We start from the raw sequence: 25482 nt of genomic DNA, 5'->3' as shown, positions 1-25482 counted from the left end.
TTCGTGACCATGCAGCCGCTCACTCTATTAGGCCACGCCCTTCTTCGTACCCTGCGAGACCACCTTCGACCACTGATTGCTTATCACCTACTGTTTACCTTACTGGCATCCGCTCTGCTGCTGCCTACGGTTGCCTGGCTGTCGCAGCGTTTTCTAGCACAGCTAAACCGCACGGTGGTGACCACAGACGCCCTACTCGCGCTGCTGTTCAGCCCACTGGGGTTACTGGTCATGCTCGTCGGCTTCGGCCTGACGTTTTTACTTATCTACTGGCAGCAAGCGGGTATGTTACATATCGCTGTCAGGCCGAAAGACCATCACTACCGACTGGCCCTGGAGGCACTGTGGTTAGGCACGCGACGTCTGCCGGCGCTAGCCGTGCTGGTCGTTTTACAAGTCGGAAGTCATCTCCTACTTCTGGCCCCCTTCATGGTAGCGCTCACATGGCTCTACGATCTTTGGCTAAGCGGCCTCGACCCTTATTACCTGCAGCGCATTCGCCCCCCCGTTCTGTGGTATTTTCTGGCCTGTGCGCTACCCATCGTTCTGCTATGGATGCTGCTAGCCGCTTGGCTTTACCTGCGCTGGCTACTGGCGCTGCCGCTCGTGGCATTAGAAGCCTACTCGCCTCTCCAGGCGCTAAAACACAGCGTGCATTTGACCCGCGGCTGGCATCGCTCGATTGGCGCAGCCGTCCTCATCCTGCTGGCCATCATCATTAGCTTGCCGATCCTCACTACTTGGCTATTCGACAGCGTGGTCACCCCGCTACTGTGGTGGCTGCCGGAACACAATGCCCTGTTGATACCGGCCATGCTGGTCTACTTGACCGGCTATGTGCTCATCACTCTGGCCATGACGTTTTTGGGGATTACCACCAATGCCTTGCTGTCGGCGTGTCTGTATATGCAACTCGCCCATCACAAAACACGTCCGGCACCGCCATCATCCAATGCCCATACGGGTCGCATGGCCTGGGCGCTGGAGCTCTGTGTGCTGCTGCTCGCTGGCCTGCAGGCGTGGTGGATTCTCAACAGCTTTGACATTCGCGACAACGTCACCATCATCGCCCATCGGGGTAGCTCCATGGTAGCACCGGAAAACACCCTGGCCGCGGTATCACAAGCACTAGAAGATGGCGCCGACGCCGTTGAACTCGATGTACGTTTGAGCGCCGACCAGCAGGTCATGCTCTATCACGATCGAACGCTCGCCCGCCTTACTGGCGACCCAAGGGAATTCGGCGATCTGACTCGTCGTGAACTGAGCGAATTCGATGTCGGCAGTTGGTTTGGCGATGCTTTTCAAAACGAGCGCATCTCGGGGCTGGATGACGCTCTTGGCATCGTGCGCGGACGGGCGTCACTAATGATCGACATGAAAGCGTTACCGGGCCAAGAGCAGATGCTTGCCCAAGCCGTCATCGATGCTCTCCAAGAAGAGAGCGATCTGCGCTATCGCTGTTGGGCCACGCAGCAAAGCGCCCTGAGCGGCATGACCGCTTGTGGCTTTCCCAACGCGCTAATGGAGATGCGCATCGCGACCATGTCGCCTGATCTGGTGCGTTACATCAAAGCAAGGGCTCCCGAACTGAGGGTTACGCTGCTGGCGCAACTGATATTGCCAGGCACCCTGGATCGCCGCCAATTTGACGCCCTGGGCCTGCGCCATAATCGTATAACGGGTCAAGAGGTCAGCTTGGCGGCAAGCTTTGGGTATGAGATCCATGCTTGGACGGTCAATGATCGAGCGAGAATGTCGACACTTATCGATTTGGGTGTCGATGCCATCATTACCGACTACCCTGATCGGCTTCGTGAGCTAATAGAAGACCGCCGATCGCTGAGCGACGGCGGCCTCATGCTGGTCAAACTTCGCAACTGGCTACGCCAGTGAATCGAGTTCACTCGCCCATGACAACGCCTTCACGGCGAGGATCGGCTCCGCCAAATAGAGTGCCATCCTCCAAGCGCCGAATCGCTTGCAGGCCGCTTGTCAGCTCACGTTCGCTGACGGTGTGACCACGTTCGCGCAACGCTTCGATGGTCGAATCTGGAAAACGCCCCTCCTCTAGATAGACATCACCACCCAGCGTGATGGCATGAGGTAGATTGAGCGCTTCTTGAGCGTTCAGCCCCCAATCACGCATGGCCGCCAGGGTGCGCGCGGTATAATGAATGATGGCCGCGCCACCGGGAGACCCCAGGCTCGCCACTAACTCGCCGCTTTCTTGATCGAAGACCAGCGTAGGACTCATGCTTGAGCGAGGACGTTTACCTGGCTCGACACGGTTGGCCACCGGCTGACCATCGATTTCTGGGGTAAAAGAGAAATCCGTCAGCTCATTGTTGAGCAAGTAGCCGCCCGGCAAATCGGTGCCGCCGTCCGCTAACAGCCGCGATCCAAAGGCCTGCTCGATGGTGGTCGTCATGGCAATCGCATTGCCGTCGGCATCGACGATACTGATATGACTCGTACCGTACTCAGGCTGTTCCGGCTGGCTGGCAAAGCTGACGGCCAGTTCCCCTGGGTTGCCCGGCTCGGCGCTCTCACCCATGCTCTCGTCGCCAATCAATTGGCTGCGCTTGTCCAGATAATCGGGTGCCAACATCAGTGACCAGTCACCGCCCGGCGCGTCGACGAAATCAGGATCTGCGATGTAACGTCCACGGTCAGCAAAGGCGAGTCGAGAAGCTTCCAAGAACTGATGCAACCAACCACTGCTGGTCACGCCATCCTCCAACGGCGCTTCGAGCAGCGGCTGCTGATCCATCATGCCCAGAATCTGCATGACGGTAAGATGACCAGATGAGGGCGGAGGAAAACCACATACTTCCCACTGCTGCCAGGGCGTACACAGCGGCTCACGCGCTAACGACTGATAACCGCTGATATCCTCCAGCGTCATGGTACCGGGCCGCACCGGGTGTGACTGCACTTGCTCTACCAAATCCTCCGCGACCGCTCCCTCATAGAATGCGGCGCTTCCCTCATCCGCGATACGGCGCAAAATGGCCGCCAACGCAGGATTTTTCAGGGAGGTGCCGACTTCAAGCGGTTCGCCCTCGGCGGTGTAATAAAATGCCCGAGCACGCTCGTTCTGTCGCAAGGCCTCGTCGTTGGCAAGACTGGTATGCAGTCGCTGACTGACGGCAAACCCCTCTTCTGCCAACGTGATGGCGGGTGTAAAAAGCTCTCGCCAAGGGAGCTGACCATGCTCAGCGTGGGCCTGCTCCAGCATGCGGACGGTACCCGGCACTCCCACGGAGAGACCACTGGCAACGGCGTCCATGAAGGGTAACGGCTCACCATTTTCCATGAACAGTTCGCCTGTCACCGTGGCAGGGGCCGTTTCACGCCCGTCATAAGCTTGCACGTCCGCCCCGTCAAAGTGCATTAGAAACGCCCCGCCGCCGATACCGCTGGACTGCGGCTCGACCAGCGTCAGTACCATTTGCACGGCGACTGCCGCATCAATGGCATTTCCTCCCGCCTTGAGCACTTGGTAGCCTGCATCGGTGGCCAACGGGTTGGCAGCGGCCACGGCAAAGGTCTCAGCTGCCCAGCCAGGTTTCTCTTCGAAACCCGATCCAACTTCTGGGGTAATAGAAGGGGTTTCGTAGCTAAACCCCCAACTCACCATGGGCACCAGCAGTAAACCAGTGAGTGAGAGAGCCCTTGTTGGACGCATCGCTTTTCTCCTTGAACCTTAGCGCAGACGTTAGCCACCCAGACGAAAGCGCCCGGTTGACATTCAAACAACAGCTTAGCCTATAAAACGAGGACGCCCGGCACAATGGCCGGGCGTAAAATAGCAAGCAGGCTAATTTCAAGATCGCAAGCTTAGGCGATGGTTTCCCCCGCTAGCATGAACCACGTTTCGAGCACGGCGTCAGGGTTGAGCGACACCGAATCGATCCCCTGCTCCATCAACCACTTGGCAAGATCTGGGTGGTCAGACGGCCCTTGGCCACAGATACCCACGTACTTACCTTTCTCCTTACAAGCTTTGATCGCCATGGCGAGCAGCTTTTTCACTGCAGGGTTACGCTCGTCGAACAAGTGCGCCACGATGCCTGAATCCCGATCCAAGCCCAGCGTTAACTGGGTAAGGTCATTCGAGCCAATGGAGAAGCCATCGAAATACTCGAGGAACTCGTCTGCCAATAGCGCGTTGGCGGGCAATTCACACATCATGATGACCTTCAAACCATCAGGGTGCTCATCACCGCCGCGGTGCAAACCGTTAGCCGCTAGCAGATCGACCACTTCACGCGCTTCATCCGTGGTACGGACGAACGGCACCATGATTTCGACGTTGGTCAGCCCCATGTCGTCACGCACACGTTTCAGCGCGCGACATTCGAGCTCGAAACAAGGACGAAATGCCTCGGAGATATAGCGAGAAGCCCCACGGAAACCCAGCATGGGGTTCTCTTCACCGGGCTCGTAGAGCTTACCGCCTATCAGGTTTTCATACTCGTTGGACTTAAAATCCGACAACCGAACGATCACGCGCTGCGGATGAAAAGCGGCAGCTAGCGTGGAAATTCCCTCCACCAGCTTATCGACGTAGAAGCTCACCGGATCGGCATAGCCAGCAGTACGTAGATCGATGACCTGCTGAAGATCCGCAGGCAGCGTATCGTACTCGAGCAGCGCTTTCGGATGCACGCCAATCATGCGGTTGATGATGAACTCCAGACGCGCCAAGCCGACACCGGCATGAGGCAGACTGGCAAAGCCAAACGCACGATCCGGATTACCCACGTTCATCATGATTTTGAAAGGGATTTCCGGCATCGAATCGACGCTGGACACATTACAATCAAAAGCCAATAGCCCTTCATAAACGTGGCCAGTATCACCCTCCGCACAGGAGACCGTCACGTCGATGCCCTCCTGCAGCTGCGTGGTAGCGTCACCACAGCCCACCACGGCCGGAATGCCCAATTCACGAGCGATAATCGCCGCGTGGCAGGTACGGCCGCCGCGGTTGGTCACGATGGCCGATGCGCGCTTCATGATCGGTTCCCAATCAGGGTCCGTCATGTCGGTCACTAGAATGTCGCCTTCCTGAATTTTGTCCATTTCGTCAGGGCTGAGAACGATCTTGACCGCCCCTCGCCCGATACGCTGACCGATGGCACGACCGGTAATCAGGGTGCGGCCTTTCTCACGCAATTGAAAGCGCTCGAGCTTGCCACCCTCTTGCTGAGACACCACGGTTTCAGGACGTGCTTGCACGATGTAGAGCTTGCCGTCGTCACCGTCCAGTGCCCACTCGATATCCATGGGGCGTTGGTAGTGCTGCTCGATGGTCACGGCCTGGCGCGCCAGATCCATGACCTGCTCATCATCAATACAAAAGCGACCGCGGTCTTTAAAGGGCACATCGACGGTTTCGACGGACTTACCGGCACTGGCATCTTGGCCGTAAACCATCTTGATCAACTTGGACCCTAACGTACGGCGCAGCACCGCCGGACGGCCGGCAGCCAGGGTGGGCTTGTGAACATAGAACTCGTCAGGATTGACGGCTCCCTGCACCACGGTTTCGCCCAGCCCCCATGAGGCCGTGACGAACACGGCATCACGGTAGCCCGACTCCGTATCGAGCGTGAACATCACCCCGGAAGCACCCGTTTCGGAACGCACCATCTTTTGGACGCCCGCTGACAGGGCCACGTTTTCGTGGGCATAGCCACGGTGCACGCGATAAGAGATCGCGCGATCATTGAAGAGCGAGGCAAACACTTCATGCACGGCGTGCTTGATGTTGGCAAAACCCTCGATGTTCAAGAAGGTTTCCTGCTGCCCTGCAAAGGAGGCATCGGGCAGATCTTCAGCCGTGGCAGAGCTGCGCACGGCCACTTTTAGGTTAGGATGCTGCGCCTGGAGTTGCTCATAGGCATCACGCAGGGATTTTTCGAAAGCGGGGGGCAGCGGTGTCTCGATGATCCATTGGCGGATCGTTTTACCAGCTTCAGCCAACGCTTTGACGTCGTCGACGTCTAGGCGAGCGAGCGTGTCATTGATGCGGTCGTTCAAGCCTTCATGGGACAGAAACTCACGATATGCGTGGGCCGTGGTCGCAAAACCGCCGGGCACCGTGACGCCAACACCCGACAAGTTGGAAATCATTTCGCCTAGCGAGGCATTTTTACCACCCACGCGTTCGACGTCTGCCATACCTAGCTGATCGAACCACAGAATGTACTCTTCCACGCAACCCCCTCGCTCTCAGACTCTGTTGCAACCCATCAGGGCGACACTGTTAGACGCTGACACCCTAGCATTGCGGGGCCCTATTCGCCATTGGTCTAACAGCGAAGGGAGTGGAGGATTTTTACAACAACGATCGAATATGGCTGTTTTATGTAGTGGCAAGAAGCATTGTGCTGATGGAAGAGGCAGCCCACAATAGACGCTTAACGCATCTCTAGCTGGCGGAACAGTTTATGAAACGAACGGCCTTTTTCATTTCCGATGGTACCGGCATTACCGCAGAGAGTTTGGGTCGCAGCTTGCTGGCCCAGTTCAGCGATGTCGAGATCAACATGCTGACCAAACCTTATATCGATACCGTGGAAAAAGCCCAAGCGCTGGCGGAGGTCATCGAGTCCACCGCTATCCGCGATGGTCATCGGCCAATCATCATCGATACCATCGTGGATCAAAACATCCGTAACGTCATTCGCCAGGCGTCGGGCTTCAAGGTCGATATTTTTTCGACGTTCCTGGAGCCGCTGGAGCAGGAGTTGGAAACCCACTCATCGTATAGCGTCGGGCGCACTCACTCCATTGGCAGCGACGACGTCTATATGGACCGTATCCACTCGGTACACTTTGCGCTCGATAACGACGATGGCGCACGCACCCATCAATACGACAAAGCCGACATCATTTTGGTCGGGGTGTCTCGCTGCGGCAAAACCCCGACGTCGCTATACCTAGCGCTTCAGTTCGGCATTCGCGCCGCCAACTATCCGCTGACCGAGGACGACCTCGACGAAGACGGTCACCTCAAGCTCCCCAAAGCCTTAGCTCCTCATCGACACAAACTGTTTGGTTTGACCATCGATGCCCGTCGGCTATCGGCCATTCGTAACGAGCGACGGCCCAACAGCCGCTACAGCTCAATGGATCAGTGTTTGCAGGAAGTAGAGCAGGCAGAATCGCTGTATCGAACCATGCACATTCCGTTCATCGATACGACGCGGTTTTCCGTGGAGGAGATTTCAACGCGAATGATTGCGGAGACCGGCCTAGCAAGGCGTTTCTCTCCTCGCTAGGCGCTGATGTGATTACATGCCCTTAGGCGCAAAAATCCCAGGGGCATTACGCCAATAGCCTTTGTAATCCATACCAAAACCGAAAACGTAGCGGTCGGCCACCTCCAAACTGCAGTAGTCGGCTTTCAGTCCCGGCACTGCTTTACGGTCATGCTGTTTATCGACCAATACCGCGGTCGTGACACTGGCGGCCTGTGCCTCTTTGCAGTATTCGAGAATAGCGGCCAGTGTCGCGCCTTCATCGAGAATATCATCGACGATGACGACGTGACGCCCCGCCATCGGCACCTCCGGAGAAACGCGCCAAAATAGCTCACCGCCGCGTAACTCGTTGCGATAACGGGTGGCGTGTAGATAGTCCACTTCCAATGGAAAGCCTAGACGTGTCAACAAGTGGCCCGTGGTAATGAGACCACCGTTCATGACACAGTAAAACACCGGCAGCTTGTCGCCCAAGTCACGCGTGATATCTTCGGCCATGCGATCCAACGCTCGCTCTACCTGCTCCTGTGAGATCAGGCAATCCGCGTTATCCATCAACTCACGCATGGAATCCAACGATTCAAGCGCTTCTTTATCCAACTTGGACATGCTCCATCTCCATAAAGACGTCTTAATAGATAACGGTATAAAATTAGTTCGCCAATGCTTCTAGCTTGGCATGAGTGCGCCGCCAGCGCCCAAGGGCAGCCAGGGCATCGATATCAGGTCTCGCACGGCCATAACGCAGTTTGGCAGGGCGTTTGTTCGACACCCCTTCACAGGCGTGGACGACCTCAAGAGCAGCGGCACGATCGTTACATATCAGCAGCATGTCGCAGCCAGCCGTCAAAGCTGCCTTGGCGCGCTCCGTGGGTCCACCGGCTTCATGCGCCCCGGTCATGCTCAAATCATCCGAGAAAATACACCCTTTGAAACCCAGCGATTCGCGTAGCATGCCCAGCCACGTCGGCGAAAACCCAGCGGGGCGTTTATCGAACGCCGAATAAATGACATGGGCTGGCATGACGCCGTTTAAAACGCCCGCAAGTTCACGAAACGGCACGAGATCGCGCGCTTTCAATTCGGCTAGCGGCCGGTCATCGACGGGTAGCGCCACGTGGGAGTCTGCCGCCACGCCCCCATGCCCGGGAAAGTGTTTACCCACAGCGGCCATGCCAGCCTCGTGCAAGCCCTCGATAAACGCATGGCCAAGTTTGGCTACGTGAAGAGGGTCACTGCTAAAGCTGCGCTCACCAATCACGCTGGATACGCCACTCTCAACGTCCAATACGGGGGCGAAGCTGATATCCAATCCGCAGGCGGCCATCTCCATGCCCAACAGCCAACCGGTATCTTTGGCAAGGCTCACACCCGCGACCGGATCGCTGGCGAACAGCTCACCCAGACGCGCCATAGCGGGTAGCCGGGTAACGCCCTGCTTGATTCGCTGGACACGCCCCCCCTCTTGGTCGATCCCCAGTAGCAAATCGCCTCTCACACGACGAATACTGTCGCACAGCTTGCGAACCTGATACGCGTCTTCGACGTTACGAGCAAACAGAATCACACCGCCTACGGCAGGATCTTTTAGCAGGCGCTTGTCAGCGTTGGTTAACTGTGGCCCTTCAAGGTCGAGCATGACCGGGCCAATGGGTTGCGTCATGATGGTGAGTCCAACAAAAAGGGCGCCATTCTAGACTAACCGCTTGGCGTGTCAAAATTCTGGCGCGACGTCCTGTGGGTGGGCTTAATGCAGCCAAACCGGCGTACCGGGCTGGGCGTGATCGAATAGGAAATGTAAATCGTGATTGCGCACGCGTATACAACCGTGTGAGGCTGGCGTGCCCATGGGCTGATCCTCTGGGGTGCCATGCAAGTATATGTAGCGCCGCTGGGAATCGACGTTTCTCCCGCGATTCACGCCGCGCTCCAAACCGCATAGCCAAAGTATCCGCGTCAGGATCCAGTCACGCTTGGGGAAGCTGGCCGCGAGAGTTGGCGAATAGACTTCGCCCGTCCACCGGCGACCCCGAAATACCGCGTTATCGGGACAGCCTTGGCCAATCGATGCGCGCACGTAGTGCCAGCCAAGCGGCGTTTGACCGCTGCCCTCTTCCTGCCCAACGCCTGCCAGCCCCGTCGAAATCGTACACTCATGCTGAATATCGTTACCTTGCCACCAGCAGAGTCTCTGACGCTGGGTATCGATCTCTATCCAACCACCGTGTGTAGGCGGCAGCTCAGCTAGCTTGGGCGTTTCCATGGTGACCCTCTTCAACCGCGGCGGGCAACGGCGCATTCATGGCGGCGACCACGACGGGCCGCAGGCGTCGTACCAGATCCCGCACCGTAACCTGTTCTTGGTAATCCTTGGCGGCGATATCGCGAAGGGCATCCAAGCCTGACAGCGTGAATATCACCGTTCCCAACATAAAGTGTAGCCGCCAGAAACGCTCAGCGTCCGGCAGGTCTGGGGTCGCTTGGCGCACCAGCTCGGTGAAGCGCGTAAACACGTCGCCATATTGCTGCTGAATATAACGCCTTAAATGCCCCTGAGCCTGGCTATACGCCAGGCCCAGGAGCCTCATGAACACTTTCAGGCTATTGCGTTCTGCCGGGACGGCCAACACCGTGGTCGCCATGGTCTCAAGCAGCACTTCCAAAGGAATCGGTTGGCCTTGATGGCGCGTCTCGAGTTCATCCAGTGCCGTATGAAAACGTGCCGAAAACGGATCGAGATAGCGGGCGAACACCGCTTGAATCAGTGCTTTTTTGGAACCAAAGTGGTAGTTGACGGCCGCCAAATTGACGCGTGCCTTGCTGGTGATATTGCGCAGCGACGTCTCGGCAAAGCCTCGCTCTGCAAATAGCACCTCTGCCGTGTCCAATATACGCGTTACCGTATCTGATTGGGCCATCTCGCCCTCCAAAAAACAGGTGTTTTAAACAACGTTGCATACTATGACATATGTCTGACAGGCTCAATCACTTATCCAGTTCGCCAACGGTCCATGGGCGGCACCTTCTTTACCTAGCTTTCAAAGCACTCGTTTACACTGGCGTTGGTCATGGACCATGTACTGGACAGAGCAACATACTGTATACTTAAACACATACTGATTAAGCCGACATGTAGCTACTGTCTTTTCACTGTTTTGGAGTTTGGTATGTCTCGTCCACTCACAGCACGTCAGCAGCACGTATTTGATTTCATCGTCAAAACCATGGGTGACCTGGGGTACCCGCCAACGCGCGCTGAAATCGCCAAGGCGCTGGGGTTCCGCTCTCCAAATGCTGCCGAGGAGCATTTGCGTGCGCTCGAGCGTAAAGGCGCCATACGCATCATTCGAAATACGTCGCGGGGAATTCGGCTACCGAACCAGGAGGCGCTGGAACCTAGCGAAGTGCCAGCAACGACAACGGCCGCCTCCGAGCCTGTACCCAATGGGCTACCCGTGATTGGCGAAGTTGCCGCCGGTAGTCCAATCTTGGCTGCCGAACACATAGACCGCTACTGCCCGCTTCCAGCCGAGTATTTTACGCCCAAAGCCGATTACCTATTACGTGTACGCGGCCTCTCCATGAAAGATGTCGGCATTTTGGAAGGCGACCTTCTGGCCGTTCATCGCACTGATCGCGTACGCGATGGCCAGATCGTCGTAGCACGGTTAGAAGACGAAGTGACGGTCAAGCGTTTTAAACGCCAGGGCCATCAAGTCACGTTGATCGCCGAGAATGCCGACTTCCCACCGATCGAGATCGATCTGCGCACCCAGCAACTGGATATCGAGGGTGTCGGCGTCGGCGTTATTCGGGGCGGAAACGGACAAGCGCTCGGCTGAACTGAGGCCGTGGTCAGACCCGTTACACGAAGTGTATTTACTGTGAGTCGATGTAACGGTGGTCATTGAAGGTGGCCACCCAACTTGGGTGGTAGACTAGCAAGATGCTGAGCAGCATCCCGGTGATGAAGGCTTCCGACGGCATCAGCAGCGGTAAAAAGCGGGCATACTCTTGAGCGAGATATACGGCCTCAGGGTCCGTGCCCGCCAATATGATGAGCGCCACCGCGACAAGCCCGCCACCTAACGTCGACAGCGCTGCGCCGAAAAATCCGCAGGCGAATAAGAACACCATCAAATTATCCGGCAGGCGGCGATCCACCAGACGCCACACGATGCCTGTCACCATAGCAGGCACGATGCCAGTCACCAGTACGTTCGCCCCAAGAAGGTTCCACTCGTTACGTCCAATCGCTACCATGGCAGCGTTGATCATTACGTTGCTCAGCAGCGCTAACGGCATTTTAAAGACCAGCGTCATTAACACCGTAAATACTAGGTGAAGCGTCAACCAATCCACTGCTTGAGCGCGAAGCTGCCAAAACAGCATGACGACAAGCGTCGCGGCCAACCATCGATGTTGGAGCGCGTTATCTTCGAGCAACGGTTGCCAAGGGCGCAGCCAAATGCACCAGCCCACCATGCCCAATGACAACAACCACGTCATCACCAGCGCCCATGGTGCCAATACGCTCTGTGCAAACGACATAGCGCCCCCGGTAGATTAACTAAAGACGACCGTTTTATTGCCGTGAATGAGCACACGATCTTCCAAGTGCCAGCGTAAACCACGCGCCAACACCGCTTTTTCAACGTCGCGACCGAAGCGAACGAGATCGGTCGGCGTGTGGCAATGGCTGACCCGATGTATGTCCTGCTCGATGATCGGGCCCGCGTCCAGCTCTTCGGTGACGTAATGGCAGGTCGCACCGATCAGCTTCACACCGCGCTCATAAGCTTGATGATACGGCTTGGCACCCGCGAACGACGGCAGGAAACTGTGGTGGATATTGATGACTCGGCCCGCATAGCGTTCGCAAAGGGAAGGCGGCAGTATTTGCATGTAGCGCGCCAGCACCACACAGTCGGCGCGGGCCGCATCTATCTGCTCTTGCACTTGATCGAATGCCCGCTGCTTGTTGGTAGGATCGACCGGTACGTGATGATAGGGAATACCGTACCACTCCGTGAGTGAACGCATATCGTCATGGTTAGAAATGACGCCCACGATATCGCAATCCAGCTCGCCTGCTTGCCAGCGATACAGCAAGTCGACCAAGCAGTGAGACTCTCTAGACACCATGAGCACCACACGGCGACGCTTTTGCGTATCTACCAACGACCACTGCATATCGAATTCGGCGGCGACGGGCTCGAACGCCGTGCGCAACGCTTCCGCCGACATACCCAGTGAGTCCGCCAGAATTTCATAGCGCATGAAAAAGCGACCAGTCTCTAAATCAGAGTGCTGGCTTGCTTCGGTAATGGAACCACCCTGCTGAGCAATAAAGCTTGAGACACGCGCCACAATGCCCACCTGATCGGGGCAGGAAACAACTAAACGGTAATAATGAGACATCACAGACACTCTTAACGTATTTAACGGCACGCTCGCCAAGCACCTGCCTAACGGCAGATAAACGCTTTAGCCGCATTAGTGTAACGTAAGCAAGATAAGGAAGCACCGCGGTCTGGTGCCGCGATGATTGTTACCCGCCCCCCGCATCCCGTATAGTTAAGACATTACTTTCTAGGCTTTTCATAACTGATGCATCCATCACGCGTTCAACTTCGTCCCCGTCGCCGCCCGCCCCTGCGCCTGCTACCGCTTGGTGGCTGTGGCGAAATTGGAATGAACCTCACGCTGTATGGGTATGACGATCAGTGGATCGCCGTTGATTGCGGCATGATGATTCGCCAAGACCTGCCGAATTCTCCGCTTCAAGTCCCCAACACGGAAACCCTGGAAGCGCTCAAGATCACCCCCAAAGCCCTGTTCATTACCCACGGCCATGAAGACCACATCGGCGCCGTGGCGTGGCTTTGGCCCAAATGGGGCTGCCCGATTTTTGCCACCCCACTCGCAGCGGGACTCTTGCGCTACAAGTTTGCCGAACATCAGCTCAGTAGCGCAGCGATCCAGACCATCGAACCGGGGGAGGCAGTAGAGAGTAGCCCCTTCACCCTTCGCTATCTCAGCGTTACCCACTCCATCCCCGAGAGCTGCGCCATCATGATGCAAGCGGGGGATTACCGCATTCTCCACACGGGTGATTGGAAACTGGACCCAACCCCGCTCATTGGCTCACCGGTCAATGCGGCTCAATTCAGAGCACTGGCACCGGTCGATTTGCTGGTAGGGGATTCAACCAACGCGCCCATGCCGGGACAGTCCGCCAGCGAAGGGGACGTTGCCAAGGCGTTGGCGAACACGCTGAGCGCTTGCACAGGCAGGGTGGTCGTGTCTTGCTTTGCCAGCAACCTAGCGCGGGTATTGGCCATTGGTTTGGCAGCCCAGGCGAGTGGACGCCGGGTTAGCCTGATGGGCCGCTCGATGGAGCGGATGGTGAGTGTGGCCAGAGGCCTGGGCTATTTGGACGACTTCCCGCCCCTGGTGCCCGCCCATGACCTGGGCTACCTCCCCCCTGAAGAGGTCGTGATCATTGCCACCGGTAGCCAGGGCGAGCCTCGCGCCGCCTTGCAACGATTGGCCCAGCGTCGCCACCCCTTTGTCGATTTAGAACCGGGCGATAGCGTGATTTTTTCTGCCAAAGCCATTCCAGGCAATGAGCGCCCCATCGAGCAGCTTAAAAAGCGTTTGTTGCAACTCGATGTCACGCTGTTCGATGAAACGAACCATCCCGAGCTTCACGCTACCGGACACCCTGCCCAGGAAGAGCTTAGAAAGCTCTATCAGTGGGTCAGACCCAAAATGCTGCTACCGGTGCATGGCGAGGCTCGCCATCAAGCGGCGCATCAAGCGCTTGCCGAAGAGCTGGGCATTCAAGCACCGCTGACGCCTGTGAATGGCGACATGCTAGTACTCGACCAGCAAGGGTTACGCTGCGAGACGCGCTATCCTCAGCCTCCCTGCATCGTCAATCAAAATAGCGTAGTCGCTCATCCTGGCTTGGATACGGGCCACTCCTCGGCACGTCGCGGCAGCCTTTTTTTGGCTTTGCCGGTAGCGGCCACCGAGACGGGCTGGTGCCGCATTGGACGCTTGATGCTGGATGCTAGCGGGGCCAGCCCCATGGATGAAGACAGCTTTAGCGAGTGGCTGGACGAGCAGCTCGATGAGATCACCGCAGATACGCTAGCCGATTTACGCCATGCGCTACAGCCTCGGTTGGTACACTGGTTGGCGAATCACTTGCAGCATATGCCCGAGGTGCACCTGCAGATCATGGCCGCCGAGATGCCAACCATCGAGGAATTGAACGACGAGCCTTGAGCACTACCACCGAGCAGCGTCTTGCTGATCGGTGTCGCGCTCTTTCACCCAGTATGCTCCCTGTCTAGAGTGCTCTTTTTTCCAGAAAGGTGCCTGGGTCTTCAAGTAGTCCATGATGAAATCGCAGGCCTCGAAGGCATCTCGGCGGTGTGCACTGGCAACCAGCACCCTGACAATGGGGTCCCCCGGCAACAAATCTCCCACGCGATGAATGACCCTCACCGCTTGCAATGACCACCGCTGACACGCTTGCTCTGCAATACGTGCCAAGGTGCGCTCGGTCATGCCTGGGTAGTGTTCCAGGGTCAAACCGATGACGTCGGGCGTTTCGTTGAAATCTCGCACCAGCCCCGTAAAGGTGACGATCGCGCCAATGTCGGTACGCTGGCGCAACGCGCTTTCATAACCGTAGGCCATGGAGAACGGAGCAGACTGCACGACTACCCCTATGTCGGGTGCTTTCTGTTCGTTAACGGACACGGCTCAGCCTCCGGTCACCGGGGGGAAAAAGGCCACTTCGTCTTCATCGGTAATGCGTGCGCTGTCGTTGGCCATCACCTGGTTAATCGCGCACAGCGTTCGACGGTCTGCCAGCACTGAGAAGCGCGCATCTTGAGCTTTGAGCGCGGCTTTTAGCCCAGCCACATCACGGCTTGGCAATTTGTCCAACCCAATGGCCAAATCACTCTCCCCAACGCGCTCGCGCAGCTCGGCCAAAAACTTGACCCGCACACAGGGTGAGACACAGCGCTCGCCGAGGCTCACCTCGCCCGCAGCACCTTCACCAGTGACGATGGGAGCCGTCATGTCGCGGCGGTAATCGCCGCGCTGTCCGCCCTGCTTGCTATCCAGCTGTACCGCTTCGATACGCATTGCCTTGTCGACCGCTTTACACATATCGTAAAGCGTCAGGCAGGCGACCGATACGGCAGTCAGCGCCTCCATCTCGACCCCGGTACGGCCATTCAAACGGCACATGGCCGACACATTCACACACCCTTGATCATGGTCAATGTCGAACTCTACCGCGACTTTAGAAAGTGCCAGCGAGTGGCACAGAGGAATGAGCTCGTGGGTGCGTTTAGCCGCTTGGATCCCTGCAATACGCGCCGTGGCCAGCACATCGCCTTTGGGCAACGCGCCGTCGCTCAGCAACTTCAAGGTAGCAGGCTGCATGACGATACGCCCCGAGGCGACGGCCTCTCGACGTGTCTCTTGCTTATCGCCGACGTCGACCATATTGGCTTCGCCGTGCGCGTTCAGGTGGGTTAACTGCATGGTGTCACCTTTTATCATCAAGCCAAGTTGCGCCGCTGCTGGTCGGCCCAGTCACTGACCCAGCGGGCGATCGCGTCACAGCGATTCAAATCCAAACGCGTGACCGAAGACGCAAGCTTCACAGGAGGCTCGCCGGTCAACGCTGCGGCCTGCACCCAAGGGTCGGAAAGAATCGCCGGGTCTCCAATTCCCTCTCGATAGAGCGCCAACTTAGGTATCGGCCAAGCTTTGAAGCCTTCCACAATTACCAAATCAGGCGAATGGGGAGCCATTAATGCCAGCAAATGGGCCAAGTCGGGCTCCTCTTGCCCCGGCGTCTCTTGCATCAGCGCATAGCGATGGCGCGACGCAATCAACATGGGCGCTGCCCCCGAGCTGCGTAACCTGTAGCTGTCCTTACCCGGCTGGTCCACGTCGAAATGATGGTGCGCATGTTTGATAACCGCCACCGACACTCCCATGCCGCGCAGAAGCGGCAACAATTGCTCTAACAGCGTGGTTTTACCGGTACCACTCCAGGCAGCCACCCCCAGAACCGGAAACGGGCAGCGTAGCGCCTCACTCATAACGCATCCTGTCTGTCACGACTCACTCACCCTCTTTTTCTGCTGGTAGCAACCAGTTTAACGCAATGCCGACCAGAGCGGCCAAACTTACGCCCTGTAGCGTGAACTGCCCGCCACCAAATTGCATACCGCCGATGCCAAACACCAAGATCAGCGACACCACCACCAAGTTACGCGCCGCCGTCAACGACTGCCCTGCGCGCACGAGAGTATTCATACCGACCACGGCAATCGAGCCAAACAGAAGCGTCATGATGCCCCCCATGACTGGCCCAGGGATGGTTTGCAGTAGCGCACCAAGCTTGCCGACAAAGGCCAAAACGATAGCGATGACCGCCGCCACCACCATGTACATCGGATTGAAGGCCTTGGTCAGCGTCACGGCACCGGTGACTTCTGAGTAAGTCGTGTTGGGCGGCCCACCAAACAGCGCAGCGACGGTGGTGGCCAAACCATCGCCCAGTAGCGTGCGATGCAAGCCAGGCTTTTCCAGATAGTTGGTACGCGTGACCGAACCAATCGCCACCATGTCACCAATATGCTCGACGGCAGGCGCAATCGCGACCGGAATCATGAACAGGATGGCCGCCCAATGGAAACTAGGCGCCGTAAAGTTGGGTAACGACAGCCAAGCCGCATCGCGCACCGGCGTAAAGTCAACCACTCCCATGATGAGCGCCAGCGCGTAGCCCGTTGCAATACCGCCCATGATGGGCACCAAACGCAACAGGCCGCGGCCAAATACTGCGAGCACCAGGGTCACCAACAGACTTGCCATGGAAAGAAATATCGCTTGGCCGTAGCCAATGGAGTCGCTGGTCTCGCCGGTTGCCATGCTGACGGCGACCGGGGCGAGCGCCAAACCAATCACCATGATGACGGGACCGACCACCACGGCGGGCAACAGCCGGTGCAGCCAAGCCGTCCCTTTCAGCCGTACCGCCTGAGAAATCACCACGTACACCAACCCGGCCGCCATCAACCCACCCAGCGTCGCCGACACGCCGAAGCTGGCGACAGAGCCCTGAATGGGCGCGATGAAGGCAAACGAGGAGGCCAGAAATACCGGCACGCTCTGCTTGGTGACGCCATGAAAGACCAGCGTACCGAGTCCGGCTGTAAACAGCGCCACGCTGGGATCTAACCCAGTCAATAGCGGAACCAGTACCAATGCACCAAAGGCCACGAACAGCATCTGCGCGCCGGTCAGTAACATTTTTGGCCAAGACTCTTGTCTCGCACTCGTTATCATCACACCACTCCTGGGGTCTGTTATTAGGTTTTGTACGAAATGGCGGCTAGCGCAGATAGTGTTCGTACATAGCCAAGTCACGGAGGCAAAAAAATGCCCCTAACGCAAAGCGTAAGGGGCGTTTCGAGACGGAGCGCTCAGCGCGTTCCGAAAATTTTGTCGCCGGCGTCTCCCAAGCCGGGGACGATGTAGCCATTCTCATCGAGTCGGTCATCCACCGAGGCAGTGTAAATTTCTACATCGGGATACGCATCTTGCACCCGTTTAATCCCTTCAGGGGCAGCCACCAATACGATGACTTTCATGTGTTCACAGCCACGCTCACGCAGCATGTCCAACGTAGCCACCATCGAACCACCGGTTGCCAGCATCGGGTCGATCACAATCGCCATACGCTCTTCGATGTCGTTGGCGAATTTTGCAAAATACGGCACCGGCTGCAGCGTCTCTTCATCGCGATACAGGCCAACGACACTGACCCGCGCGCTAGGAATAAGGTCTGTCACGCCTTCCAACATACCTAAGCCTGCCCGCAGAATCGGAACGATGGTCACCTTTTTGCCTTTCAAGCGACGTGTCGCTATAGGCTCACCGTTCCAGCCTTGAATCTCATGATCTTCGAGCTCCAGACCCTTGGTCGCTTCGTAGGTCAGGAGTTTAGCCACTTCACCTGCCAGTTCACGAAAGCTTTTAGTGCTCAAATCAGCTTCGCGCATTAGTCCCAGCTTATGTTGAACAAGCGGATGGTTAATGGCGTAGACACTCATGGGACTTCCTCACTGCAGGGGATTCAAGATGGCAGCCTGCTGAGCCACCATCGACATGCTTACAAATTGCGCGACATTCTACCCGCAACTGACCATGAGGTTAAGGGGTTTCCGGTAATTGCCAATCAATGGGCGAGCGCCCCTGCGCCTCCAAGAACTGGTTAGCTTTGGAAAAATGACGATTGCCAAAAAAGCCACGGTGCGCCGACAGCGGGGAAGGATGCGGTGATTCCAGCACCAAATGGCGAGAGGTATCGATCAGCGCCTTTTTCTGCCGCGCGTGACTCCCCCAAAGAAGAAATACGCTGGGCTCGGCATGACGACTGACGGTCTCAATAGCTTGATCGGTGAAGGGCTCCCACCCTTTACCACGATGCGACGCGGCATTGCCCTGCTCGACCGTCAGCGCCGTGTTCAATAGCAATACCCCCTGCTTGGCCCACGCCTCCAAAAAACCGTGCTGCACCGGCGTAAAGCCAACGTCACTCGCCAACTCCTTGTAGATGTTGACAAGCGATGGGGGCACCGGGACACCCGGCTGCACCGAAAAGCAAAGCCCGTGCGCTTGATTAGGCCCGTGGTAAGGGTCTTGACCCAAAATCACCACCTTTACCGACGCGAGAGGCGTTAATTCAAAGGCACGAAACCAATTCGACGAATGCGGATAGATAACTTTCTTGGCCGCCTTTTCGTCGGCCAAAAACGCCTTCAAAGCGGACATATATTCCGCCTGAAACTCCTGCCCTAGCCAATGGCTCCAATCATCGGGTAACGGGTTAGCCATATCACTTCTTCATTTGATCGGCGAGTGGCTCGACGTAGGCAATGCCCATATCCCAAGGGAATTGGATCCAGCACTGTTGAGCCACTTCTGTCAGATATTGATCCACCAAAGGGCGTCCCTCTGGTTTGGCGTAAATCGTGACAAAATGTGCTTTAGGCAACATTTCACGCACGGCACGGGCCGTTTTACCGGTATCGACGAGATCGTCGACCAACAGCCAGCCATCGCCATCATGGTCGACCCCTTTCATGATATCCAACCCGCCCTGCTCCATGTGATCGTAGCTCTTGATGCACACGGTATCGATCAGGCGAATGTTCAGCTCGCGGGCAATCAGCGCCGCCGGAATCAAGCCGCCACGGGTAATCGCTACGATGCCTTTGAAGTCTCGCTCGATGAGCAGATGGCAGAGCTGGCGCACGTCGCGATGAATTTGGTCCCAAGAGACGGTGAAGTGTTGATGATAGCGTTCGCTGCTCATGGGACGTTACTCGTCTTCGTTGAAGGAACAGACCGCGAAGACGCTGTAGCCCGCATCGCGAATCTTCTGAGAACCACCCAATTCGGGTAGATCGATAATCGTTGCCGTCTCCACGACGTGGCCACCGCAGCGCTGAATCAAGTTAGCCGCTGCCAGCATCGTTCCCCCCGTCGCGATCAGATCATCCATGAGCAAAATCCGATCCCCTTCCTGAAACGCATCGGCATGAAGCTCGACTTCCGAATGGCCATACTCCAGCGTGTAGGTTTCACTAATGGTTTTGAACGGCAGTTTGCCCTTCTTACGCACGGGAACGAAGCTGCAGCCCAGCTCGTACGCCAGCGGTGCACCAATAATGAAGCCACGGGCGTCGATGGCCGCGATGGCATCCAGATTCATTTCCTGGTAGCGGTGCACGAAACTGTCGATCAGCTTACGAAAAGCAGCGCTGTTTTGCAGCAAGGGGGTAATATCACGAAAATTCACCCCCTGCTCTGGCCAGTCAGGAACCGTGCGAATAACGGACTTAATGTAATCGCCGTAGATGCTCATCGCGTCTCTCATTGATTAGTCAAAGATTGGGCAGTTAGCCCATGAATAGAAACTTTGCTGCAAATAGCAGCGCTAACACCACCACCGCCGGGTTGAGATCCGCGAAGCGGCCCGACAGCGTTTTGATCGCCACGTAGCTGATGAAACCCAGGGCAATACCTTCCGCAATGGAGAAGGTCAGCGGCATGGCAATCGCCGCGATCAGGACCGGGGCCGCGTCGGTGGGATCTTCCCAATTCGCATGCGCCAAGCTTCCCGCCATCAGCACAGCGACATAAAGAAGCGCACCGGCTGTCGCATAGGCGGGAATAGAGCCAGCCAGCGGCGCGAAAAACAGGCTGATCAAAAACAGTAGGCCGACCACGACCGCCGTCAACCCAGTACGCCCACCGGAGACGATGCCCGCCGTGGATTCGATGTAGCTGGTGGTGGTGGAGGTACCCAGCGCGGCACCGGCCATCGACGCAGTACTATCGGCCATCATGGCACGCCCGATACGTGGCAGCTTACCGTTTTCATCCAGTAGCTTGCCACGGTGAGCAACCCCCACCAGCGTGCCGGACGTATCGAACAAATCGACGAATAGGAACGCAAAAATGACGCTGAGCATGGCGACATCCAGCGCTCCCATCAGGTCCATGGCCATGAACGTCGGCGCAATGGAAGGCGGCATGGACATGATGCCACCATACTGGTTATGCCCCAGCACCATGGCCAGCACGGTCACCCCGATGATCCCGATCATGACCGCGCCCGTGACGCGCAAATAGGCCAAGGCAGTAATCACGAAAAAGCCCAGCAAGGCATACAGCGGCGCTGGCTCTGACAAGTCGCCGAGCGACACGAACGTAGCCGGATTAGCGACCACGATACCCGCATTCTTGAGGGCAATCATCGCAAGGAACAGACCGATACCGGCGGCAATCCCCAGGCGCAACGAGAGCGGAATGGAGTTGATGATCCACTCGCGAATTTTGAAAATACTCAGCAGGAAGAACGTCAAACCCGAGAAGAAGACGGCCCCTAGCGCCGCTTCCCAGGCATACCCCATGCCCAGCACCACACCGTAGGTGAAGAAGGCGTTCAACCCCATGCCCGGCGCTTGAGCAATGGGGTAGTTAGCCCACAGGCCCATCACGAAACAGCCGATGGCCGCCGCTAGACAGGTTGCTACAAAGACAGCGCCGTAATCCATCCCCGCTTCCGACAGAATGCTCGGGTTGACGAAAATGATGTAGGCCATGGTTAAGAACGTCGTGACCCCTGCGATCACTTCCGTCTTGAGGTTGGTCTTCTGCTCTGTGAGCTTGAAGTAGTTGTCCAGAAGTTTCATGTAGTTTTTATCCTTCGCGCTTACGCCGAATGCGTCCCTTGGTGCGAGAAAAGCCGCACATACTACCGAAAGGCACCGCGTGATGCGAGTGCCGTACATGCAGCCGTTGATCGAGGGCACGTTCCCTCACTTACTGTTTAGCAAACTTTAGGCCATCAGCTAACCGATCGGTCAACAAAAGCCCAAAGCAATACCCTCAAATTGCTAAAAGGACCGGCTCGCCAATACCCGCTCCACCGTTTCCACGATGACCTGTGTTTGCGGATCGATCTCGATATTGACCCAATCGCCCATCGAGCGGCTGCCCAATACCGTACGGGATAGTGTCTCGGGGATGAGATTAACACTGAACTCGACCCCCGCCCCATCCGCCGATGGCCGCACGGCACCCACGGTGAGGCTGATGCCGTCAACGCCAATGTAGCCTTTCTCAAAAACGAATTTAGCGGCCTTTTCCGGTAGTGCGAACCAGATACGGCGATTATTGGGCGCCTCTTCGATGGCGACGATCTGCGCCATACAAATGATGTGTCCGGACATGGAGTGACCGCCAATCTCATCACCGAAGCGGGCCGCACGCTCTATGTTGACGCATTGCCCCGGGGTAATTGCACCAAGATTGGTCAGTCGCAGCGTTTCTCGCATCAGGTCGAAACTGACACGCTCGCCCTCGATGGCCGTCACCGTCAGGCACACACCGTTATGCGCGACGGACGCGCCAATTTCCAAACCGCTCCTAAGCTCTTCTGGCAAGGCAACCACATGGGTGCGGAACTCCTCTAGCTCGCGCACTTCGACAATCTCAGCAGTACCTTGAACGATACCCGTGAACATGATCCCTTCCTTTCTTTACAGGTGAGCAGGGTGGCATAGGCCATAAAAACTTGCGCAAGCTTACTACTAATGACCCAACCTTGTGCAGCCAGGCAGCACCCACGCTTGATCGATCATGTTTTTTTTGCTGCTAACACCCCGCCATACCTTTACTCAACAGCAATAAAAACCCAAAAAACAACCAAAAAAAGAAAATAGATCTGTTTAAAAACTTAAAAACATGAAATAGAACGCTTTCCGTTGACAACGCCCCCATCGCTCTTTAGACTTTCGCCGCAAATGTAATGACGCCGATTTGTACCCAGATTGCGGGCGTCCACCTGGCCTTTGGCGGGGTGAAGTGCAGCTAAAAGGGTGTGTCCAGCGTTGATGGCCACCCGCAAGGGTGGCCTTTTTTTGTTCCCCGCCCTACGCTTGCCCCCTCGCACTCCGTCTTCGGCCTACCATTAAGGCAGACGCTATGATTGAACTTAGCAACGTTAGTAAAACTTATGGCAGCGGCGATAGTGCCGTGCATGCCCTTCAAAACGTCGATTTAACGATCCCCAAAGGCACGATTCACGGTGTCATTGGCCTTTCCGGCGCTGGCAAATCCACCCTCATCCGCTGCGTCAATCTGCTCGAGCGCCCCACGAGCGGCAGCGTGGTCGTGGATGGGCAAGAGATGACCGGGCTGAGCCGTAGCGAACTCAATCATGCTCGTCATCGTATCGGCATGATTTTTCAACACTTCAACCTACTCACCACACGCACCGTTTTTGATAATGTCGCCCTCCCCTTGGAACTGATGGGTGAAAAGCGCAGCGCGATCAAAAACCGCGTTCTTCCACTGCTCGAGATGGTCGGCCTTGCCGATAAAGCGAAGCAGTACCCCGCCCAGCTCTCCGGCGGCCAGAAACAGCGTGTTGCCATTGCCCGCGCCCTTGCCAGCAAACCGCATGTGCTGCTGTGCGATGAAGCGACCTCGGCGCTGGACCCACAGACCACTAGCTCGATTCTCGAGCTGCTGCGCGACATCAATCACCAACTGGGCATCACCATCCTGCTCATTACCCACGAAATGGAAGTGGTGAAATCGATCTGCCACCGGGTCAGCCTGATCTCTGATGGCAAGCTGGTAGAGGACGCGGAAGTGGGCGACTTCTTTACCGCGCCCGCAACGCAGCTTGGTCGCGACTTTTTGAACGACTTCTTACAACTCAGCCCCCCGAAAGAGCTACTGGAGCGCCTGGAAGAGCGCCCTAATGAACACACGCACCCGGTGGTGCGGCTAACGTTCTCGGGTGACGCCGTTTCCACACCGCTCATTTCTCGTCTGGCGCGGGAGTGCAGCGTGGACGTCAGCATCCTGCAGGCCAAAGTCGAGTCCATACAAGACCGCACGCTGGGCCTAATGATTGCCGAGCTACTGGGCAGCCATGAGCAAACCCAGCAAGCCATGTCCTATTTAGAAGCGCATCAACTACAGGTGGAGGTACTTGGTCATGTCCAGCGCAATGTTTGATCTCATTTTACAGGCCACGCTGGATACCCTTTACATGGTGGCCGTATCGGGTGTGATTGCCACCCTATTGGGCCTGCCGTTGGGCGTCATGCTTTACGTGACCCGCCCGCGGCAAATCATGGCGATGCCTATTCTCAACCAGGTACTGGGCATCATCACCAACATCGGGCGTTCGATTCCGTTCATCATTTTGATGGTCGCCATCATTCCCTTCACTCGCATGTTGGTGGGCACTTCCATCGGCATCAATGCCGCGTCGGTACCGCTGACGATTGCCGCTATTCCCTTCGTGGCCCGCCTTATCGAGGGCGCGCTGAATGAGATCTCTCCGGGACTGATCGAGTCTGCGCAATCCATGGGGGCGACACCTTGGCAAATCATTACCAAGGTACTGATCCCTGAAGCGCGCGGCGGCATCATCACGGGCCTCACCATCACACTGGTCACCTTAGTGAGTTACTCGGCCATGGCGGGCGCCGTGGGCGGCGGCGGACTGGGCGACCTAGGCATTCGCTACGGCTACAACCGCTTCAACCCCACGATCATGCTGATCACCGTGATGATCCTAGTCGTACTGGTACAAGGGTTTCAAAGCCTGGGCGACTACTTGGTGCGCAAAAGCGACCGTAAATAGTCATAGCCAGCCTCTTTCATTGGCATAGCTAAATATAACAAAAACGCATTAGACTTGCGTTTCTTATTCCCGCATCATTGCAACACGATGCACAACGACACTGGAGTAATGCCATGCAAAAAGTCATTATCGGCAGCCTGACCGCACTGGCTCTGGCCATCAACGTGGCCAATGCGGAAACCCGTACCATCAAAATGGGCACCGTCGCCGGCCCCGAAACCGAAGTCATGGAAGTGGCCGCGCGCATTGCCAAAGAAGAGTACGACCTGAACGTCGAAATCATCGAGTTCACCGACTACGTCACACCGAACGCGGCGCTGGCCGATGGCAGCCTGGATGCCAACGCCTACCAGCACGAGCCCTACATGCAGGCGATGGTCAATGACCGTGGCTACGATTTTGCCATTGCTGGTTACACCTTCGTGTACCCCATCGGCGCGTATTCTGAAAAGTACGACAGCATCGATGAGCTGCCGGACGGTGCCCAAATCGCGCTACCCAACGACCCTTCCAACGAAGGGCGTGCGCTCATTTTGATGCATAACGAAGGTTTGATCACGCTCAACGATCCGACCTTCCTGGAAGCCACGCCGATCGATATCGCAGAAAATCCGCGCGGCTTCCGCTTCCGTGAAATCGAAGCAGCGCAGTTGCCCCGTGTCCTGCCGGATGTCGACATGGCTTTCATCAACAACACCTTCGCCCAGCCGGCTGGCCTGAGCCTGGACGATGCGCTGATCAAGGAAGGCCCTGAGTCTCCCTACGTCAACCTGATTGCGGTTCGCGGTGGCGATGAAGATCGCGAAGAAATTCGCCAGTTGGTCGACGCCTATCAGCGTGAGGAAGTGATCGAGAAAGCCGACGAGCTGTTCAAAGGTGCGGCGGTACCAGGCTGGACTGACGAGTAACTCTCACCCGTTCATG

The 25482-nt window shown here is 56.8% G+C and carries 25 protein-coding genes; 7 read left to right on the top strand and 18 right to left on the bottom strand.

What is annotated here, in order from left to right:
- Nucleotides 1–9: 9 nt before the first annotated feature.
- A complete protein-coding gene (locus tag MHM85_RS13150; RefSeq protein ID WP_239286240.1) occupies nt 10–1896 on the top strand; it encodes a glycerophosphodiester phosphodiesterase family protein in 1887 nt (628 codons plus the stop codon).
- Between the two features lie 7 nt (nt 1897–1903).
- Here the strand turns inward: MHM85_RS13150 and ggt are convergent, their stop codons facing one another.
- Together ggt and ppsA are read right to left on the bottom strand one after the other, a co-directional pair.
- The gene (gene ggt, locus MHM85_RS13145) at nt 1904–3691 is read right to left on the bottom strand and encodes a gamma-glutamyltransferase (protein ID WP_219863587.1); all 1788 of its coding nucleotides are present in this window, start codon (nt 3689–3691) and stop codon (nt 1904–1906) included.
- A gap of 152 nt (nt 3692–3843) precedes the next feature.
- Complete coding sequence (gene ppsA, locus MHM85_RS13140) at nt 3844–6228, bottom strand: phosphoenolpyruvate synthase (RefSeq protein WP_219863585.1); 2385 nt, start codon at nt 6226–6228, stop codon at nt 3844–3846.
- A gap of 233 nt (nt 6229–6461) precedes the next feature.
- Here ppsA and MHM85_RS13135 point away from each other — a divergent pair, with 233 nt between their 5' ends.
- The gene (locus MHM85_RS13135) at nt 6462–7295 is read left to right on the top strand and encodes a pyruvate, water dikinase regulatory protein (RefSeq protein ID WP_139528040.1); all 834 of its coding nucleotides are present in this window, start codon (nt 6462–6464) and stop codon (nt 7293–7295) included.
- 12 nt (nt 7296–7307) lie between these two features.
- On the opposite strand, the gene MHM85_RS13130 is transcribed toward MHM85_RS13135, so the two are convergent.
- The 4 genes from MHM85_RS13130 to MHM85_RS13115 all read right to left on the bottom strand — a co-directional run bounded on the left by MHM85_RS13130 (nt 7308) and on the right by MHM85_RS13115 (nt 10195).
- Nucleotides 7308–7886 (bottom strand): hypoxanthine-guanine phosphoribosyltransferase, encoded by a 579-nt coding sequence (locus tag MHM85_RS13130; RefSeq protein WP_219863582.1) that lies wholly within the window; start codon nt 7884–7886, stop codon nt 7308–7310.
- A gap of 43 nt (nt 7887–7929) precedes the next feature.
- The gene (gene nagZ, locus MHM85_RS13125) at nt 7930–8940 is read right to left on the bottom strand and encodes a beta-N-acetylhexosaminidase (RefSeq protein WP_219863580.1); all 1011 of its coding nucleotides are present in this window, start codon (nt 8938–8940) and stop codon (nt 7930–7932) included.
- 84 nt (nt 8941–9024) lie between these two features.
- On the bottom strand, nt 9025–9540 hold the full coding sequence (locus MHM85_RS13120; RefSeq protein WP_219863578.1) for a L,D-transpeptidase: 516 nt from the start codon (nt 9538–9540) through the stop codon (nt 9025–9027).
- Nucleotides 9518–10195: a TetR/AcrR family transcriptional regulator gene (locus MHM85_RS13115; protein ID WP_139528044.1), complete on the bottom strand. Its 678-nt coding sequence runs from the start codon at nt 10193–10195 to the stop codon at nt 9518–9520. Before MHM85_RS13115 ends, MHM85_RS13120 begins: the two co-directional genes overlap by 23 nt.
- A gap of 249 nt (nt 10196–10444) precedes the next feature.
- On the opposite strand from MHM85_RS13115, the gene lexA reads away from it, so the two are divergent.
- Nucleotides 10445–11119, top strand: coding sequence for a transcriptional repressor LexA (lexA, locus tag MHM85_RS13110; protein ID WP_219863576.1), 675 nt, complete (start codon nt 10445–10447; stop codon nt 11117–11119).
- A gap of 37 nt (nt 11120–11156) precedes the next feature.
- On the opposite strand, the gene MHM85_RS13105 is transcribed toward lexA, so the two are convergent.
- Nucleotides 11157–11828 (bottom strand): energy-coupling factor ABC transporter permease, encoded by a 672-nt coding sequence (locus MHM85_RS13105; protein ID WP_139528046.1) that lies wholly within the window; start codon nt 11826–11828, stop codon nt 11157–11159.
- 15 nt (nt 11829–11843) lie between these two features.
- Nucleotides 11844–12698: a formyltetrahydrofolate deformylase gene (gene purU / locus MHM85_RS13100; protein WP_139528047.1), complete on the bottom strand. Its 855-nt coding sequence runs from the start codon at nt 12696–12698 to the stop codon at nt 11844–11846.
- Between the two features lie 273 nt (nt 12699–12971).
- Between purU and MHM85_RS13095 the strand changes: the two genes are divergently transcribed.
- Nucleotides 12972–14573 (top strand): ribonuclease J, encoded by a 1602-nt coding sequence (locus tag MHM85_RS13095; protein WP_139528216.1) that lies wholly within the window; start codon nt 12972–12974, stop codon nt 14571–14573.
- 3 nt (nt 14574–14576) lie between these two features.
- Here the strand turns inward: MHM85_RS13095 and moaE are convergent, their stop codons facing one another.
- The 10 genes from moaE to MHM85_RS13045 form a co-directional block, all read right to left on the bottom strand.
- Nucleotides 14577–15053, bottom strand: coding sequence for a molybdopterin synthase catalytic subunit MoaE (moaE, locus tag MHM85_RS13090; RefSeq protein ID WP_255303967.1), 477 nt, complete (start codon nt 15051–15053; stop codon nt 14577–14579).
- 3 nt (nt 15054–15056) lie between these two features.
- Nucleotides 15057–15851: a cyclic pyranopterin monophosphate synthase MoaC gene (gene moaC / locus MHM85_RS13085; protein WP_139528048.1), complete on the bottom strand. Its 795-nt coding sequence runs from the start codon at nt 15849–15851 to the stop codon at nt 15057–15059.
- A 17-nt stretch (nt 15852–15868) separates the two neighbouring features.
- Nucleotides 15869–16417 carry a molybdopterin-guanine dinucleotide biosynthesis protein B gene (gene mobB / locus MHM85_RS13080; RefSeq protein ID WP_139528049.1) on the bottom strand — a complete coding sequence of 183 codons (549 nt, stop codon included), beginning with the start codon at nt 16415–16417 and terminating at the stop codon, nt 15869–15871.
- Nucleotides 16418–16439: 22 nt separating this feature from the next.
- Nucleotides 16440–17633: a uracil-xanthine permease family protein gene (locus tag MHM85_RS13075; RefSeq protein ID WP_239377741.1), complete on the bottom strand. Its 1194-nt coding sequence runs from the start codon at nt 17631–17633 to the stop codon at nt 16440–16442.
- A 173-nt stretch (nt 17634–17806) separates the two neighbouring features.
- The gene (gene upp, locus MHM85_RS13070; protein WP_044628300.1) at nt 17807–18436 is read right to left on the bottom strand and encodes a uracil phosphoribosyltransferase; all 630 of its coding nucleotides are present in this window, start codon (nt 18434–18436) and stop codon (nt 17807–17809) included.
- Between the two features lie 100 nt (nt 18437–18536).
- Nucleotides 18537–19220, bottom strand: coding sequence for a uracil-DNA glycosylase (gene ung, locus MHM85_RS13065; protein ID WP_139528051.1), 684 nt, complete (start codon nt 19218–19220; stop codon nt 18537–18539).
- Nucleotide 19221: 1 nt separating this feature from the next.
- Nucleotides 19222–19701 carry a xanthine phosphoribosyltransferase gene (gene gpt / locus MHM85_RS13060; protein ID WP_139528052.1) on the bottom strand — a complete coding sequence of 160 codons (480 nt, stop codon included), beginning with the start codon at nt 19699–19701 and terminating at the stop codon, nt 19222–19224.
- Between the two features lie 6 nt (nt 19702–19707).
- Complete coding sequence (locus tag MHM85_RS13055; protein ID WP_139528053.1) at nt 19708–20253, bottom strand: adenine phosphoribosyltransferase; 546 nt, start codon at nt 20251–20253, stop codon at nt 19708–19710.
- Between the two features lie 34 nt (nt 20254–20287).
- A complete protein-coding gene (locus MHM85_RS13050; RefSeq protein WP_239286148.1) occupies nt 20288–21586 on the bottom strand; it encodes an NCS2 family permease in 1299 nt (432 codons plus the stop codon).
- Between the two features lie 204 nt (nt 21587–21790).
- Nucleotides 21791–22420: a riboflavin synthase subunit alpha gene (locus MHM85_RS13045; RefSeq protein ID WP_139528055.1), complete on the bottom strand. Its 630-nt coding sequence runs from the start codon at nt 22418–22420 to the stop codon at nt 21791–21793.
- Between the two features lie 460 nt (nt 22421–22880).
- On the opposite strand from MHM85_RS13045, the gene MHM85_RS13040 reads away from it, so the two are divergent.
- The 3 genes from MHM85_RS13040 to MHM85_RS13030 all read left to right on the top strand — a co-directional run bounded on the left by MHM85_RS13040 (nt 22881) and on the right by MHM85_RS13030 (nt 25466).
- Complete coding sequence (locus tag MHM85_RS13040; protein WP_139528056.1) at nt 22881–23924, top strand: methionine ABC transporter ATP-binding protein; 1044 nt, start codon at nt 22881–22883, stop codon at nt 23922–23924.
- Nucleotides 23905–24558: a methionine ABC transporter permease gene (locus MHM85_RS13035; protein ID WP_139528057.1), complete on the top strand. Its 654-nt coding sequence runs from the start codon at nt 23905–23907 to the stop codon at nt 24556–24558. The genes MHM85_RS13040 and MHM85_RS13035 overlap by 20 nt, the downstream gene beginning before the upstream one ends.
- 113 nt (nt 24559–24671) lie before the next feature.
- Nucleotides 24672–25466, top strand: coding sequence for a MetQ/NlpA family ABC transporter substrate-binding protein (locus MHM85_RS13030; protein WP_139528058.1), 795 nt, complete (start codon nt 24672–24674; stop codon nt 25464–25466).
- The last annotated feature ends 16 nt before the right edge of the window (nt 25467–25482 follow it).

Source organism: Halomonas sp. McD50-4, assembly GCF_022348135.1.
GTDB lineage: Bacteria > Pseudomonadota > Gammaproteobacteria > Pseudomonadales > Halomonadaceae > Vreelandella > Vreelandella piezotolerans.
This window is presented reverse-complemented; position numbering and strand designations above follow the sequence as displayed.

What these genes read in the sequence shown, in the direction of transcription:
- MHM85_RS13115 (WP_139528044.1), bottom strand. Translation starts at nt 10,195, where the DNA reads ATGGCCCAATCAGATACGGTAACGCGTATATTGGACACGGCAGAGGTG.
- MHM85_RS13035 (WP_139528057.1), top strand. Translation starts at nt 23,905, where the DNA reads ATGTCCAGCGCAATGTTTGATCTCATTTTACAGGCCACGCTGGATACC.
- MHM85_RS13095 (WP_139528216.1), top strand. Translation starts at nt 12,972, where the DNA reads ATGAACCTCACGCTGTATGGGTATGACGATCAGTGGATCGCCGTTGAT.
- moaC (WP_139528048.1), bottom strand. Translation starts at nt 15,851, where the DNA reads ATGCAGTTAACCCACCTGAACGCGCACGGCGAAGCCAATATGGTCGAC.
- MHM85_RS13030 (WP_139528058.1), top strand. Translation starts at nt 24,672, where the DNA reads ATGCAAAAAGTCATTATCGGCAGCCTGACCGCACTGGCTCTGGCCATC.
- MHM85_RS13075 (WP_239377741.1), bottom strand. Translation starts at nt 17,633, where the DNA reads ATGTTACTGACCGGCGCGCAGATGCTGTTCGTGGCCTTTGGTGCATTG.
- MHM85_RS13105 (WP_139528046.1), bottom strand. Translation starts at nt 11,828, where the DNA reads ATGTCGTTTGCACAGAGCGTATTGGCACCATGGGCGCTGGTGATGACG.
- nagZ (WP_219863580.1), bottom strand. Translation starts at nt 8,940, where the DNA reads ATGACGCAACCCATTGGCCCGGTCATGCTCGACCTTGAAGGGCCACAG.
- upp (WP_044628300.1), bottom strand. Translation starts at nt 18,436, where the DNA reads ATGAGTGTCTACGCCATTAACCATCCGCTTGTTCAACATAAGCTGGGA.
- gpt (WP_139528052.1), bottom strand. Translation starts at nt 19,701, where the DNA reads ATGAGCAGCGAACGCTATCATCAACACTTCACCGTCTCTTGGGACCAA.
- MHM85_RS13135 (WP_139528040.1), top strand. Translation starts at nt 6,462, where the DNA reads ATGAAACGAACGGCCTTTTTCATTTCCGATGGTACCGGCATTACCGCA.
- MHM85_RS13055 (WP_139528053.1), bottom strand. Translation starts at nt 20,253, where the DNA reads ATGAGCATCTACGGCGATTACATTAAGTCCGTTATTCGCACGGTTCCT.
- MHM85_RS13130 (WP_219863582.1), bottom strand. Translation starts at nt 7,886, where the DNA reads ATGTCCAAGTTGGATAAAGAAGCGCTTGAATCGTTGGATTCCATGCGT.
- lexA (WP_219863576.1), top strand. Translation starts at nt 10,445, where the DNA reads ATGTCTCGTCCACTCACAGCACGTCAGCAGCACGTATTTGATTTCATC.
- ung (WP_139528051.1), bottom strand. Translation starts at nt 19,220, where the DNA reads ATGGCTAACCCGTTACCCGATGATTGGAGCCATTGGCTAGGGCAGGAG.
- MHM85_RS13040 (WP_139528056.1), top strand. Translation starts at nt 22,881, where the DNA reads ATGATTGAACTTAGCAACGTTAGTAAAACTTATGGCAGCGGCGATAGT.
- mobB (WP_139528049.1), bottom strand. Translation starts at nt 16,417, where the DNA reads ATGAGTGAGGCGCTACGCTGCCCGTTTCCGGTTCTGGGGGTGGCTGCC.
- MHM85_RS13150 (WP_239286240.1), top strand. Translation starts at nt 10, where the DNA reads ATGCAGCCGCTCACTCTATTAGGCCACGCCCTTCTTCGTACCCTGCGA.
- MHM85_RS13120 (WP_219863578.1), bottom strand. Translation starts at nt 9,540, where the DNA reads ATGGAAACGCCCAAGCTAGCTGAGCTGCCGCCTACACACGGTGGTTGG.
- MHM85_RS13045 (WP_139528055.1), bottom strand. Translation starts at nt 22,420, where the DNA reads ATGTTCACGGGTATCGTTCAAGGTACTGCTGAGATTGTCGAAGTGCGC.
- MHM85_RS13050 (WP_239286148.1), bottom strand. Translation starts at nt 21,586, where the DNA reads ATGAAACTTCTGGACAACTACTTCAAGCTCACAGAGCAGAAGACCAAC.
- purU (WP_139528047.1), bottom strand. Translation starts at nt 12,698, where the DNA reads ATGTCTCATTATTACCGTTTAGTTGTTTCCTGCCCCGATCAGGTGGGC.
- ggt (WP_219863587.1), bottom strand. Translation starts at nt 3,691, where the DNA reads ATGCGTCCAACAAGGGCTCTCTCACTCACTGGTTTACTGCTGGTGCCC.